Genomic DNA, 14,416 nt, shown 5'->3' on the forward strand with positions numbered 1-14,416 from the left:
ACACCGTGCGCTTCGGCCACTTCGACGACGAACGCCGCGAGTACGTCATCGACCGACCAGACACCCCGCTGCCCTGGATCAACTACCTCGGCACCGAGGCGTACTTCGGCATCATCTCCAACACCGCCGGCGGCTACTCGTTCTACCGTGACGCCCGGCTGCGCCGGCTCACCCGCTACCGGTACAACAACGCCCCCATGGACCTCGGCGGCCGGTACATCTACCTGCGGGACGCGTCCACGGGCTCCTACTGGTCGCCCACATGGCAGCCGACGCAGACCGACCTCGACGAGTACGAGTGCCGGCACGGGCTGTCGTACACGCGGGTCGCCTCGCGGTACCAAGGGATCAAGGCCGAGACGCTCTACTTCGTGCCGCTCGGCGAGACCCTCGAGGTGTGGCGGCTCAAGGTCACCAACGAGCGGGACAGCGTCGCTGAGCTGTCCGCCTTCTCGTCGATCGAGTTCTGTCTCTGGGACGCGCAGGACGACGCCACCAACTACCAGCGCAACTTCAACACCGGTCAGGTCGAGGTCGTCGACGGCGTCATCTACCACAAGACCGAGTACCGCGAGCGGCGCGACCACTTCGCGTACTTCGCCTGCAGCGAGCCCCTCGCCGGCTTCGACACCTCGCGGGAGGCGTTCCTCGGGCCGTACCGCTCCTGGGACCGGCCCCTCGCCGTCGAGCGCGGCGAGTCCGGCGACTCGGTCGCCAACGGCTGGCAGCCGCACGGGTCGCACCACGTCAAGCTGACCCTGCAGCCGGGGGAGACCCGCGAGATCGGGTTCGTCCTCGGGTACTGGGAGAACCCCCGCGACGCGAAGTTCGACCCGCCCGGCTCGCAGACGATCAACAAGGCCGCCGCGCAGGCCAAGATCGCTGACTGGCTGCGGCAGGAGACCGTCGACGCCGGGTTCGCCGCGCTCGCGGCGCGCTGGGAGGAACTGCTCGGCGGGCTCCAGGTGCAGACGCCCGACGCCGACACCGACCGCATGGTCAACATCTGGAACGCGTACCAGAACATGGTCACGTTCAACATGAGCCGGTCGACGTCGCTGTACGAGTCGGGGATCGGCCGCGGCATGGGCTTCCGCGACTCGAACCAGGACCTGCTGGGCTTCGTGCACATGATCCCCGAGCGGGCCCGTGAGCGGATCCTCGACATCGCCGCGACCCAGCTGCCGACGGGCGGGGCGTACCACCAGTACCAGCCGCTGACCAAGCGCGGCAACAACGACATCGGATCCGGCTTCAACGACGACCCGCTCTGGCTGATCCTCGGCGTCTCGGCGTACATCAAGGAGAGCGGCGACTGGAGCATCCTGTCCGAGCCGGTCCCGTTCGACAACGCGCCCGGCAGCGAGCAGTCGTTGTACGAGCACCTGAAGCTGTCGCTGCGGTACACCACCGAACGCCTCGGACCGCACGGCCTGCCGCTGATCGGGCGGGCGGACTGGAACGACTGCCTGAACCTCAACTGCTTCTCCGACACCCCGGGGGAGCCGTTCCAGACGACGGAGAACGCGACCGGCGGGGTCGCCGAGTCGGTGTTCATCGCCGGCCAGTTCGTGCTCGCGGCGCGTTCGCTCGGGGACCTCGCCGCCGCTCTGGGGGATGATCCGACCGGCTACCAGAACGCCGCGGAGAAGATGGCCGGGACCATCGCCGAGCACGGCTGGGACGGGGCGTGGTTCCGCCGCGCGTACGACTTCCACGGCAACGTCATCGGCTCCGCGTCCAACGACGAGGGTCAGATCTTCATCGAGCCGCAGGGCATGTGCATCATGGGCGGCGTCGGCCTGGAGGACGGCACCGCGGCGCGCGCGCTGGCCAGCGTCCGGGAGCGGCTCGCCACCCCGCACGGGATCGTGCTGCAGCAGCCGGCGTTCTCCTCCTACCGCATCGAGCTCGGCGAGATCTCCTCCTACCCGCCCGGGTACAAGGAGAACGCCGGGATCTTCTGCCACACCAACCCGTGGCTCATGATCGCCGAGGCGATGGTCGGCAACGGCGACGGCGCGTTCGACTACTACAAGCGGATCAACCCGTCGGCCCGCGAGGAGCTCGGCGAACTGCACCGCTGCGAGCCGTACGTGTACGCGCAGATGATCGCCGGCAAGGACGCGCCGACCCACGGCGAGGCGAAGAACTCCTGGCTGACCGGCACCGCGGCATGGAACTACGCGGCCGTGACCCAGTGGATCCTGGGCATCCGGCCGGAGCTGTCCGGCCTGCGGATCGCGCCGGTCGTCCCCTCGTCATGGCCGGGGTTCACCGCGGTGCGGCGCTTCCGCGGCGCCACCTACCGCATCACGGTCCGCCGGGAGCCCGGCGCGTCCTTCCGGCTCCTCGCGGACGGGGTCCCCGTCGAGGGCGGTGTCCTGCCGGTCGCCCCCGCCGGCGCTGACGTGCAGGTAGAGGCATATTTGTCGTAGATCGTTTGGTTTTGTGGCCGCGGCACCGCCCGTCCGGGGGTGTCGCGGCCGCTTTCCCGGGTGCCGTCGCTGCAAGATCGCTGAGGTGTGCGCACAATGGGGCGTGCCTTCCACGAACAGCCGCCCCCGCTCCGCGGGCCGCCCCACCCTCGACGAGGTCGCCTCGCGCGCCGGCGTCGGGCGCGGCACCGTGTCGCGGGTCGTCAACGGCTCGCCGCAGGTGAGCCCGGAGGCGCGGGCCGCCGTGCAGAAGGCGATCGACGAGCTCGGCTACGTGCCCAACCGCGCCGCCCGCGCCCTCGTCACCCAGCGCACCGACTCGGTCGCGCTCGTCGTGTCCGAGTCCGAGGAACGCGTCTTCGGCGAGCCGTTCTTCGCCGGCATCGTCCGCGGCGTCAGCTCCGCCCTCGCCGACACCCAGCTGCAGCTGTGGCTGGCGATGGCCCAGTCCCCGGCCGAACGCCAGCGCGTCGAGCACCACCTCACCAACCAGCACGTCGACGGCGTCATGCTGCTGTCCCTGCACGACGCCGACCCGCTGCCGCAACTGCTGGAGCAGCGCGGCCTGCCCGTCGTCCTCGGCGGCCGCCCCGCCCGGATGCTGTCCACCCCCGGTGCTTCCGGCGCCTCCGACGCCGCTTCCGACGTCGCTTTCGTCGACGCCGACAACGAGGGCGGCGCGCGGCTCGCCGTCGGGCACCTCCTGGACCGCGGCCGCCGCCGGATCGCCGCGATCGCCGGCCCGCAGGACATGGCCGCCGGCGTGTCCCGCCTCCTGGGCTACCGCGAGGCCCTCGAACGCGCCGGCCTGCCCGTCGACGAGGCCCTCATCGCGTACGGCGACTTCAGCGAGGCCTCCGGCGAACTCGCCGTCCGCGACCTGCTCGCCCGCGACCCCTCGGTCGACGCCGTCTTCGCCGCCTCGGACCTGATGGCCGTCGGCGCCCTGCGCGCACTGCGCGAACTCGGCAAACACGTCCCGTCGGACGTGTCGCTGGTCGGCTTCGACGACGTGGCCATCGCCCGCCAGACCGACCCCCCGCTGACCACCGTCCACCAACCCGTCGAAGCCATGGGCAGGGAGATGGTCCGCCTCCTCCTGTCCCGCATCGCCGGCGCCGCCCCCACCGCCGTCATGGTCGAAACCCACCTCGTAGAACGCGCCAGCACCTAACTGTTATCCGCTGTGTCGCCTTCGGCGATGGGCTCGCTGCCCCACGCTCCGCGCGGGTCCCGCCGGGGGGATTCTCACCCCCGGAGCCCCCCAATGCGCCGCTCCGCGACGCACTGCCAGCGCGCAGGGCGCGCGGCAGCTTCCGACGCATCCGCGTGCCATCCGGTGCCTCCCGCCGCGCCTTCCCATGATCCGGAAGACTTATGGTCGCCAGGGCGACGAAATCTCTTCCGGATCACGGGTAATTCCGTTCGGCCGCCGGGTGGGCGGGCTGTTTCTCCATGATCCGGAAGACCTTGTGTACCGCTGACTACACAAACTCTTCCGGATCACGGGCGTCGCGCCGAACGGCTGCCGGGCGGGCCTGTTTTTCGTGACCCGGAAGACTTTTGGTCGTCAGGGCGACGACATCTCTTCCGGATCGTGGGGAACCTGTCCGCGGTGCCCGGCCACCGAGGGGATGGCGCGCGGATGCGTAGGAGGCTGCCGCGCGCTCTGCGCGCTGGCAGTGCGTCGCGCAGCGGCGCATTGGGGGGCTCCGGGGGTGAGAATCCCCCCGGCGGGACCCGCGCGGAGCGTGGGGCAGCGAGCCCATCGCCGAAGGCGACACAGCGGGTAACAGCACCCGCGCGAAGCGTGGGGCAGCGAGCCCATCGCCGATAGGCGACACAGCGGGAAACAGCGTGGCAGTTTGCGGTTGGTGGGCATCGGGCACCTGATCGATGGAGGAGAGGTGGCTGAGATGACCGCACAGTGGAAGAAGGGTAAGCGGCGCGCTGAGAGCGTGGCTGAGGACGCCTGGGATCACCTGGTGGCCGCGGTCGAGTCGGCGCATTCGGTGGGTGGGTCCGTGAAGGACCGGGCGTACGGCCTCAAGGACCGGGCGTACGACTTCGCCGATGAGGCGTCGAGCCGGTACAGCACGGCGTCGGACCGGGTCGGGTCCGCGGCCGACGAGGCGTGGAGCCGGGCGAGCCTGGCGTTCGACGCGTTGTCGGGGCGTAAGCAGCGCAAGCCGTGGGGGTGGATCGCGGTCGCCGTCCTCGGTGGGATCGCGGTCGGCTGGGCGGCCGCCGCGTCGGCGCCGAAGGCGTTGCAGGCGGCGCAGGAGCGGTTCGAGGACGAGGAGGACGTGCCGTCCCCCACGTACGAGGCGCCCGCGCCGTACCGCGTGGCGGAGTAGCGAGCGGTCGAACAACGGGGGCGGGCCGGTGAGCGGCCCGCCCTGAAAACCGTCAGCTGTACTTGCGCAGCTCCCGCTTGGCGAGCGACGCGCGGTGGACCTCGTCGGGGCCGTCGGCGAGGCGCAGCGTCCGGGCCGCGGCCCACAGCGCGGCGAGCGGCGTGTCCTGGCTGACGCCGGCGGCGCCGTGGGCCTGGATGGCCTTGTCGATCACCCATTCGGCCATCTGCGGTACGGCGATCTTGATGGCCTGGATCTCGGTGTGGGCGCCCTTGTTGCCCACCGTGTCCATGAGCCACGCGGTCTTGAGGACCAGCAGCCGGGCCTGTTCGATGCGGACCCGGGACTCGGCGATCCAGTCGCGCACGACGCCCTGCTCGGCGAGGGGGCGGCCGAAGGCGATGCGCTCGCTGACCCGCTCGCACATGAGCTCCAGCGCGCGTTCCGCGGCGCCGATGAGCCGCATGCAGTGGTGGATGCGGCCCGGGCCGAGGCGGGCCTGGGCGATCGCGAACCCGGAGCCCTCCTCCGCGATCAGGTTTGCGGCGGGCACCCGTACATCCACAAATGACACCTCGGCGTGCCCGCCGTGCGACGCGTCGGTGTAGCCGAACACGTGCATGCCGCGCTTGACGGTGATGCCGGGCGTGTCGCGCGGGACGAGGATCATGCTCTGCTGGCGGTGGCGTTCGGCGCCCGGGTCGGTCTTGCCCATGACGATGAAGACGGCGCAGTTGGGGTTCATCGCGCCGGAGGACCACCATTTGCGGCCGTTGATGACGTACGAGTCGCCGTCGCGCTCGATGCGGGTGGAGATGTTGGTGGCGTCGGACGAGGCGACGTCGGGCTCGGTCATGCAGAACGCCGAGCGGATCTGTCCTTCGAGGAGGGGCTTGAGCCACCGGTCCTGCTGCTCGGGCGAGCCGAACGCGGTGAGGACCTCCATGTTGCCGGTGTCGGGCGCGGCGCAGTTGACGGCCTCGGGCGCGAGGTGCGGGCTGCGGCCGGTGATCTCGGCGAGGGGCGCGTACTGCAGGTTGGTGAGGCCGGCGCCGAAGCGGTCGTCGGGCAGGAACAGGTTCCACAGGCCGCGGTCGCGGGCCGCGGCCTTGAGGTCCTCGATGACGGCGGGGCGCGCCCACGGATCGTCCAGGGCGGCGAGCTGCGACTCGAGGACGGGCTCGGCCGGGTAGACGAAGTCGTGCATGAACTCGGTGAGCTGCTCGTGCAGGTCGGCGGTGCGCGTGTCGAAGCGGAAGTCCATCAGCTCTCTCCGTTGATCGCTGCGAGGCCCTGCGCGAGCAGGGGTGGGACCAGCGCGCCGATCTGGTCGAAGCCCGCGCCGACCGTCTGGCCGCTGGTGTAGCGGAAGTGGATGCCCTCGAGGATGACGGCCAGCTTGTAGCAGGCCATCGCGACGTACCAGTGCAGGTCGTCCAGCGCCGCGCCGCTGCTGACGGCGTACCGCTGCAGCAGCTCGTCGCCGGTCGGGAACCCGGCGTCGGCGCCGAGCCCGTCGGCGATCGGGTTGACCCCGATCTTGAGGCGGTCCAGGACCGTCCAGTACGCCAGCAGCAGCCCGAGATCGGTGAGCGGGTCGCCGAGGGTCGCCATCTCCCAGTCGAGGACGGCCGCGACCCGCATCCGGGCGGGGTCGACGATGAGGTTGTCGAGCCGGTAGTCGCCGTGCACGATCGCGGTCGTCGCGGAGACCGGGATCGTGGCGGCCAGCCGGTCCTGGAGGATCGCGGCGTCGGGCAGGTCGCGGCTGGTGGACTGCGCCAGCTGCTTCGACCAGCGCCGGACCTGCCGCTCCAGGAAGCCCTCGGGGCGGCCGAAGTCGCCGAGCCCGATCGCGGCGGGGTCGACGCGGTGCAGGTCGGCGAGGGTGTCCATCATGGCGAACGCCACGTCGCGGCGGGCCTGCTCGCCGAGCGGGTCGGTCTGCCGGCGGCTGCGCAGCACGACCCCGGGCACCCGCGACATCAGGTAGAACGGCGCGCCGAGGACGCTGTCGTCCTCGCACAGCAGCAGCGCCTCCGGGACCGGTACCCCGGTGGGGCCGAGCGCGGAGATGATCCGGTGCTCCCTGGCCATGTCGTGCGCGGTGGCCAGGACGTGCCCGAGCGGCGGGCGGCGCAGCACGAACACCTCGTTCACCACGTAGGTCAGGTTGGACCGTCCACCGGCGATCAGCTCGGCGTCGATCGGCGCGGTGACGAGCCCAGGTGCGGCGTCCTGGAGGTAGGCCTCGAGGCGGGGGAGATCGAGGCCGGGCGGGGTGCTCATCCGGTCAGTCCATGGGTGAGACGCGTTCTCTGTCAAGGTCCGAGCCAGGTATTTCACCGCCAAATGTCTGCTTTGCGTGGTTGGGCTGGCGGGCCGAGACGTTCCGGCATCGACACCCCGGCGAAACGGCGCGGAAACTCACGGTAGGCAAGCTGTTGGCAGAACCGGAGAGCAATTGACGTACACCAACGGCGGCGTACATGTCAGCCAAGGACGAACGGGAGGTCGACCTCAATGCTGCTACGGCTGCGAGTCGCGCTGCCCGACCGTCCCGGCTCACTCGGGCAGGTTGCCCGGACGCTGGGTGTGGTCGGTGCCGACATCGTTTCGGTGGTTGTGCTGGAACGCGTCGGCGGCCGCGCGGTGGACGATCTCACCGTGGTTTGGCCGGCTTCGGCTTCTGTCGACCGGGTCCTCACCGGTCTCGCGGCGATCCCAGGCGTTCGCGTGGACGGTGTGTGGCGCGGCACGGAGCTGTCGGAGCCGAGCAGTGGCCGCGAGGTCGCGCTCATCGGACAGGTGGCGGCAAACCCGCAGCACGGCCTGGCAACGGTCGTGGACGCGGCACCGGCGCTGTTCGGAGCGGACTGGGCGGTCGCGATCCTGGTCGGATCGGACTGGGCGGGCGGCGGCGCGCGCGCTCAGGCATGGTCCGCATCCTCGGTGGTCTGCGCCAGCTGGCGCACTCCGGATGTCCCCCCACAGGTGGACATCGCACCACTCCGGCCTCGCGCGATCAGCGCAGCTGACGGCATTCATCTTGCTGTCGCGCCTTTTCAGCGTGGAGGTCTGGTCCTTGTCGTCGCCCGCGGCGGGGCGGACGGCGACGCGGGAGCACCACCGTTCCACGGTTCCGAGGTGGAGCGGCTGGCGCAGCTGGTCGGTGCTACGGCATCTGTGCTGGGGGAACGGCTGGCGGGGCCCGGCTTGGCGGAGCTGGGTAAAGCGGGAGGTTCCGTTGCGGGAACCCCCGCTCCCGCCGGCACAACCGGCTCACGCGCGGCGTGACCGCAAGGCAAGGAGCAGACGCATGACCCTCTGGCGTATCCGTGCGACCGTCGACGACCGTCCCGGCTTCCTCTCAGTCCTGACCGCGAGCCTCGCGCTGCGGAAGGTCAACATCCTGTCCGTGCAGGTGCACACCACCGAGTCCGGTGCGGTCGACGACTTCCTGGTCGAGGCGCCCGACGAGCTGACCGTCGCCGACCTCGCCGAGGCCGTGCGCCGGGGCCGGGGCCGGGACGCCTGGATCGCTCAGGCCGACGTGCGGGGCCTCATCGACGAGCCGACCCGGGTGCTGGCGCTGGCGGGCAAGGTCCTGGACGGCACCGCGACCCTGGAGGAGGCGATCGCGGCGCTGCTCGGCGACTGCGACATCTCCTGGCGGGCCGACACGTCCACGGGTGCGGAGGGCTACACGGCGACCGGCATGCAGCTGCAGGATCCGGCCGGCGGCACGCTCTACGTCCGTCGTCCGGCTCCGGCGTTCACGCCGGCCGAGTACGCCCGGGCCCACGCCCTCGTGGGGCTCGCCCGGGTGGCGGGGAAGCGCAACACAGCAGCCTGAGACTTTCCACAGCAGCGCTCGTCCTTGGCGGAGGACGAGCGCTGCTTTTTGTCGTCCGTACCTGTAGTCTGCCAACATGTTGGTTGGGTACATGTACGGGGGCAACCTATGAACGCGCTGGACGCCGCGAGGTGGCAGTTCGCCCTCACGGCCTCGACGCACTTCCTGTTCGTCGCGCTCACGCTCGGCCTGGTCTTCTTCGTCGCCTCCACGCAGACCCGGTACGTGCGGACCGGCGACCCGCTGTACGGCAGGATGGCCCGCTTCTGGGGCTCGCTGTACGCGATCAACTACGCGGTCGGCATCGCCACCGGGCTCGTCATGGAGTTCGAGATCGGGCTCAACTGGAGCGGCCTGTCGCGGCTCACCGGTGACGTGTTCGGCGCGCCCCTGGCCCTGGAGACCCTGATCGCGTTCGTGCTCGAGTCGACGCTGCTCGGCATGTGGCTCTTCGGCTGGGAGCGGCTCAACAAGAAGCTGCACCTCGCGCTGATCTGGGGCGTCGCCGCGACCGCGCTGCTGTCCGCGTTCTGGGTCATGGTCTCCAACTCGTTCCTGCAGCACCCCGTCGGCTACGTCATGGACGGCGACGGCCGGGCCAGGCTCACCGACTTCACGGCGCTGCTGACCAACAGCGCGCTGTGGTTCGCCCTCGGCCACGTGGTCGCCGCGGCCGCGCTGACCGGCGGGATGTTCGTCGCCGGCGTGAGCGCCTGGCACCTGCGCCGCCGCCCGGGGGACGAGTTCTTCGGCAAGTCCCTGCGCAAGGGCCTGCACAGCGCGCTGGCCGGCCTGTTCTTCGCCATCGGCTTCGGATACGCCCAGTTCGGCCCGCTCGGGGCGAACCAGCCGACGAAGCTGTCCGGCAACGGCGACGACGTGCTGCGGCTGCGCGAGGAGTGGGTCGCGCAGCACGGCCCCGGCGACTACCTGCCCGACAGCGGCATCGTCGGCGGCTCCCTCGGCTTCATGATCATGGTGGCCAACCTGCTGTTCCTGATCCTGCTCGCCGCGCAGCTGCTCACGTTCCGCGACATGCTGGCCACCCGCCGCTGGGCCCGGCCGATGCTGTGGCTGCTCACCGCCCTCATCCCGGTGCCGTTCGTGACCGCGATCGCCGGCTGGGTCGTGCGCGAGGAGGGCCGCCAGCCGTGGGCCGTCTACGGGCTGCTCAAGACCGCCGACGCGGTGTCACCGATGAGCGGCCGGGTGCTGACGGCGTCGACGATCGGCTTCACGGTGCTCGTCGCCGGGCTCGCGCTGCTCGACTGGTGGCTGCTCGCCCGCCGCGCCGCCCGCGGTCCCGGCGACGAGTTCCTTTCCCTGCCCCTGCCCGAGCGCGAGGAGGTGGCGGTATGACCGGCCAGCGAAGCGTCTCGGGCCGGTCATTGTCGGGTCAGTGTTGGGTCATGCGCCCGGAGCGGAGCGAGGACGTATGACCGGCATGTGGTTCGCCGTTCTCGGGCTGCTGTTCATGGCGTACTTCGCGCTCGGCGGCCTCGACCAGGGCGTCGCGCTGTTGCTGCCGCTGTACCGCGGCGACACCGGGAAACGGGAGGCGCTCAACGCGATCGGTCCCAGGTTCCTCGGCAACGAGGTCTGGATCGTCGGCGCGGTCGGGGTCCTGGTCGCCGCGTTCCCGCGCCTGGAGGGGGAGCTGTTCGGCGCCGCGTACCCGGTGGTCGTCGTCGCCGTCGCCGGGCTCATCGCCCTCAACGCGGGCGTGCAGCTGCGCGGCCGGGCGGTGCGGCGCGGCGGGTTCGACGTGCTCATCACGGGCGGTGCCCTCGCGCTCGCCGTGAGCTGGGGACTGCTGCTGGGTGTCGTGCTGCACGGTGTACCGGTCACCGCCGACGGCCACGTGCACGGCTTCGCGCCGCTGGCCAGCCCGGCGGTGTGGCTCACCGCGCTGCTCAACGTCGTCCTCGTCGTCACCAACGGCGCCGCGTACCTCGCCTGGCGCGGCGTCGCCGTCCGCGTGCCGCGGTCCGTGCCAGGTGCCGGCGCGGGACTCGTCGTGGTGACGGCCGGCGTCTGGTACCTGCAGGACCCGCCGGACATCCGCCACCCGCTCCTCGCCACCGCGCTGGTCGCCGCGACCGCGGGTGCCCTGCTCGCGGCGCGGTTCCTCGGCGGCGGCCGGGCGTTCGCCGCCGCGCTTGTGGCGTGCGCCCTACCCGTGATCACGGTCGGGCTGGCCAGGTACCCCGGCGTGCTAGCGTCCACGATGGACCCGGGCGCGACGGTGACCGTCGACAGCGCGGCCGCCGGGGAGGACACCCTCCGGCTGCTCGCCATCGGCGCGGCGCCGCTGCTGCCGGTGCTGGTCGCCGTGCAGGTCTCCTGCTGGTGGCTGTTCAGGCGGCGGGAGAGTCGGCCCACTCCTCTCTACTGGTAGGGCGCGCGGACGTTGGACAGAAGACTGATGCGGCTCGGGCCGGTCAGGCGCTACGCGATGGTGCTGGCCGGCTCGGCCGTTCTGGCCGCGGTCCTGATCGTCGGCCAGGCCGTCAGCCTCGCGTATCTGCTGACCCGCTTCTCCATGACGGCGGCGGCGGCGTGCCTGGCGTTCGTGGTGCTGCGCGGCCTGCACGGCGCCGTCGCCGGCGCGGTCGCCGGGCGGGCCACCGCACGGGTCAAGGCGCACCTGCGGGCCGAGCTGCTCGGCGCCGCCACCGCCCGCGGCCCGGGCCGGCTCGGCGAGCAGCGCGCCGGGGAGCTCGCCACCCTCGCCGGGCGCGGCGTCGACGGGCTCGACGGGTATCTCGCGAGCTACCTGCCGCAGGTGTTCCTCGCCGTCACCGTCCCGCTCGGCGCGCTCGCCTGGCTCGCCTGGACCGACCTCAGGTCCGCGGTCGTCGTCGGCGTCACGCTGCCGCTGATCCCCGTCTTCGGCGTGCTCGTCGGCCGGCAGACCGGCGCCCGCACCAAGCACCAGTGGCACCTGCTGCAGCGCCTCGGCGGGCACTTCCTCGACACCGTCACCGGCCTGCCCACGCTGCGCACGTTCGGCGCCGAACGGTCCCAGGTCCGCCGGGTCCGGGCGATGGCCGACGCCTACCGGGTCGCCACCATGCGGACGCTGCGCCTCGCGTTCCTGTCCGCGCTGGTCCTGGAGCTCGTCGCGACCGTGTCCGTGGCGCTCGTCGCGGTCCCCGTCGGCCTGCGGCTGCTCGACGGCCGGATGACCCTGACCGCCGCGCTGGTCGTGCTGCTGCTCGCCCCGGAGGCGTATCTGCCGCTGCGCGCGCTCGGCACCAAGTTCCACGCCAGCCAGGAGGGCCTCGCGGCGTCGGCGGAGATCTTCAAGGTGCTCGACGCCTCGCCCGCCGCCACGGTACTGACAGCGCCCCGCCTGCCCGACGCGCGCTTCGCGTCGCTCGTCTTCGACCGGGTCGAGGTGCGCTACGGCGACGTGCTGGCACTGCGCGACCTGACCCTCGACGTGGCGCCCGGCGACCGGGTCGCCCTCGTCGGCCCGAGCGGCGGCGGCAAGTCCACGCTCCTCGCCCTGGTCCTCGGCTTCGTCACGCCGACCGGCGGCCGCGTGCTCGTGGACGGCGCGGACCTCGCCGGTCTCGACCTGGCCGCGTGGCGGGCCCGTCTCGCCTGGATGCCGCAGCGGCCGCACCTGTTCGCCGGCACCGTCACCGCCAACATCCGCCTCGGCGCGCCGCAGACCCCCGAGCCGCTCGTCGTCGACGCCGCCGTGGCCGCCGACGCCGACGCGTTCATCCGGGCGCTGCCGCAGGGGTACGACACCGACCTCACGCGGCACGGGCTGTCCAGCGGGCAGCTGCAGCGCCTCGCGATGGCCCGGGCGTTCCTGCGCCGCGGCACCGCGGACCTGCTGCTGCTCGACGAGCCGACCGCCCGGCTCGACCCGGACAGCGAGGCCGCCGTGGTCGCCGCCGCCGCCCGGCTCGCCGCCGGCCGCACCGCCCTGCTGGTCGCCCACCGGCCGGCCCTGCTGTCGATCGCCACCAGGGTCGTCGAGATCAGCGGCGGCGTCGCCACGCCGCGCCTGACCGACGTGGTGCCGGCATGACCGCCGCCATGACCACCGCCACGACCGCCGCCGTTCGGGTCCGCCTGTTCACGCCCGGCGCGCTGGTGCGGCTGGCCTTCGCCGGGCTCCTCGGCGTGCTGACCGAGGCCGCGGGGGTCGGCCTCGTCGGCACCGCCACCTGGATGATCGTCCGCGCCGCCGACCAGCCACCCCTCGCGGCGCTGTCGGTGGCGATCGCGGCGGTGCGGGGGTTCGCCCTGGTCAAGGGGGGTCTCCGGTACGCCGAACGCCTCGCCGGCCACGACGCCGTCCTGCGGGTCCTCGCCGACCTGCGGGCCAGGGCCTTCGGTGCCCTCGCCGTCCCCGGCGACCCGGACGGCGCGCGGCCCGCCGCGCGGGTCGGGTCCGGGGACGTGCTGAGCCGGGTCGTGTCCGACGTCGACGGGGTGCAGGACGCGGTCCTGCGCAGCGCGCTGCCCGCGGCGGTCGCCGCCGTGGTCGGCCTCACCGCGGTCTGCGGTGTCGCGGCCGCCGACCCGCGGGCCGGCCTGGCGCTGCTGGCCGGGTTGCTCGTCGCCGGTGTGCTGCTGCCTCTCGCCGGGCACCGGCTCACCGTCTCGCGTGCCGACGGGATCGCCGCCGCGCGCGGGGACCTGACGACCGCGACCGTCGACGTGGTGCACGGGGTGGCGGAGCTCGCCGCGTACGGTGCCCTCCCCGCCGCCCTCGCCGACGCCGACACCCGGGCCCGCCGGCTCGCCGCGCTGGAGGCCCGGTCCTCGACCGTCGCCGCGGTCGCCGGTGGGGTGGCGGCGCTGGTCCCGGCCGCCGTCGCGGTTTGGATCGGGGTCATCGCCGACCAGGGCTCCGCCGCGGTGCTGGCGCTCGTCGCGCTCACCGTCGGCGAGGTGGTGGTGCCGCTCGCGGCCGCCGCCGTCCGGCACGCCGAGCTCCGCGGTGGCCTGCGCCGGGTCCGCGCCCTCATCGCCACCGCCGCCCCGCGCACCGGTGGCCCGCGCACCGCGGAGCCGCTCGCCGCCGTGCCGAGTACCGGGGGCGCGGGGGAGCCGGACACCGGGCCGCTGACGGGGCCGGTCGACCTGGTGCTGCGCGGGGTCACCGTGCGGTACGGGGACGGGCTGCCGCCGGCGCTCGCCGACGTCGACCTCGCGTTGCCGGCGGGGAGCCGGGTCGCGGTCGTCGGGGCCAGCGGGTCCGGCAAGTCGACGCTGCTCGCGGCGATCGCCGGGCGGGTGCCGCTCGCCGCCGGCGCCGTCGAAGGGCTGCCCGCCGGGGCCGAGGCGTGGCGGGTGGCCGGGGGAGTGTTCGCCGACGCGCACGTGTTCCACGCGACCGTCCGCGACAACCTCCTGCTCGGCAGGGAGATCGGCGGCGGGGACGCGACGCTGCGGCGGGCGCTCGCCGACGCCGGGCTGGCCGAGTACGGCGACCGGCTCGACGAGCTCGTCGGCGAGGACGGCGGGAAGCTCTCCGGCGGCCAGCGGCAGCGGCTGCTGCTCGCCCGGGCGCTGGTCGCGGCGCCGCCCGTCCTGCTGCTGGACGAGCCGACCGAAGGCCTCGACGCCGCCGCGGCCGACGCCGTGCTCGACACCGCGCTGCGGGCGGCCGGCGGGCGGACCGTCGTCGTCGTGACGCACCGCGCGGCGGAGCTCGGCCGCTTCGACCGGGTCGTGCGGGTCGCCGAAGGCCGGACGAACAGCGGGTGACGGCCCGGGGCGGCGATGTGGGAACCTTG

11 protein-coding genes are annotated in these 14,416 nt (G+C 72.8%); 9 read left to right on the forward strand and 2 right to left on the reverse strand.

The window, feature by feature from the left end; all coding sequences use genetic code 11:
• The first annotated feature begins 5 nt into the window (after positions 1-5).
• The 3 genes from ACZ6TV_RS06270 to ACZ6TV_RS06280 all read left to right on the forward strand — a co-directional run bounded on the left by ACZ6TV_RS06270 (position 6) and on the right by ACZ6TV_RS06280 (position 4,795).
• Entirely contained in the window at positions 6-2,438 is a 2,433-nt protein-coding gene (locus ACZ6TV_RS06270) for a glycoside hydrolase family 94 protein (RefSeq protein WP_465295953.1), read from the forward strand.
• 103 nt (positions 2,439-2,541) lie between these two features.
• The gene (locus ACZ6TV_RS06275; protein ID WP_465295955.1) at positions 2,542-3,612 is read left to right on the forward strand and encodes a LacI family DNA-binding transcriptional regulator; all 1,071 of its coding nucleotides are present in this window, start codon (positions 2,542-2,544) and stop codon (positions 3,610-3,612) included.
• A 742-nt stretch (positions 3,613-4,354) separates the two neighbouring features.
• The gene (locus ACZ6TV_RS06280) at positions 4,355-4,795 is read left to right on the forward strand and encodes a hypothetical protein (protein ID WP_465295957.1); all 441 of its coding nucleotides are present in this window, start codon (positions 4,355-4,357) and stop codon (positions 4,793-4,795) included.
• 52 nt (positions 4,796-4,847) lie between these two features.
• On the opposite strand, the gene ACZ6TV_RS06285 is transcribed toward ACZ6TV_RS06280, so the two are convergent.
• Both ACZ6TV_RS06285 and ACZ6TV_RS06290 read right to left on the reverse strand, forming a co-directional pair.
• Complete coding sequence (locus tag ACZ6TV_RS06285) at positions 4,848-6,059, reverse strand: acyl-CoA dehydrogenase family protein (RefSeq protein ID WP_465295959.1); 1,212 nt, start codon at positions 6,057-6,059, stop codon at positions 4,848-4,850.
• A complete protein-coding gene (locus tag ACZ6TV_RS06290; protein WP_465295961.1) occupies positions 6,059-7,084 on the reverse strand; it encodes a phosphotransferase family protein in 1,026 nt (341 codons plus the stop codon). The genes ACZ6TV_RS06285 and ACZ6TV_RS06290 overlap by 1 nt, the downstream gene beginning before the upstream one ends.
• A 234-nt stretch (positions 7,085-7,318) precedes the next feature.
• Between ACZ6TV_RS06290 and ACZ6TV_RS06295 the strand changes: the two genes are divergently transcribed.
• The 6 genes from ACZ6TV_RS06295 (at position 7,319) to cydC (ending at position 14,387) form a co-directional block, all read left to right on the forward strand.
• Positions 7,319-8,092: an ACT domain-containing protein gene (locus ACZ6TV_RS06295; protein ID WP_465295963.1), complete on the forward strand. Its 774-nt coding sequence runs from the start codon at positions 7,319-7,321 to the stop codon at positions 8,090-8,092.
• 22 nt (positions 8,093-8,114) lie between these two features.
• The gene (locus ACZ6TV_RS06300; protein WP_465295965.1) at positions 8,115-8,651 is read left to right on the forward strand and encodes an ACT domain-containing protein; all 537 of its coding nucleotides are present in this window, start codon (positions 8,115-8,117) and stop codon (positions 8,649-8,651) included.
• Between the two features lie 108 nt (positions 8,652-8,759).
• Entirely contained in the window at positions 8,760-10,010 is a 1,251-nt protein-coding gene (locus ACZ6TV_RS06305; protein ID WP_465295967.1) for a cytochrome ubiquinol oxidase subunit I, read from the forward strand.
• A 76-nt stretch (positions 10,011-10,086) separates the two neighbouring features.
• Entirely contained in the window at positions 10,087-11,049 is a 963-nt protein-coding gene (locus ACZ6TV_RS06310) for a cytochrome d ubiquinol oxidase subunit II (protein ID WP_465295969.1), read from the forward strand.
• A 27-nt stretch (positions 11,050-11,076) separates the two neighbouring features.
• Positions 11,077-12,699 (forward strand): thiol reductant ABC exporter subunit CydD, encoded by a 1,623-nt coding sequence (gene cydD, locus ACZ6TV_RS06315; RefSeq protein WP_465296134.1) that lies wholly within the window; start codon positions 11,077-11,079, stop codon positions 12,697-12,699.
• Complete coding sequence (gene cydC / locus ACZ6TV_RS06320; RefSeq protein WP_465295971.1) at positions 12,696-14,387, forward strand: thiol reductant ABC exporter subunit CydC; 1,692 nt, start codon at positions 12,696-12,698, stop codon at positions 14,385-14,387. The genes cydD and cydC overlap by 4 nt, the downstream gene beginning before the upstream one ends.
• Positions 14,388-14,416 lie beyond the last annotated feature (29 nt).

The sequence above is a fragment of the Dactylosporangium sp. NPDC051087 genome (genome assembly GCF_055586325.1).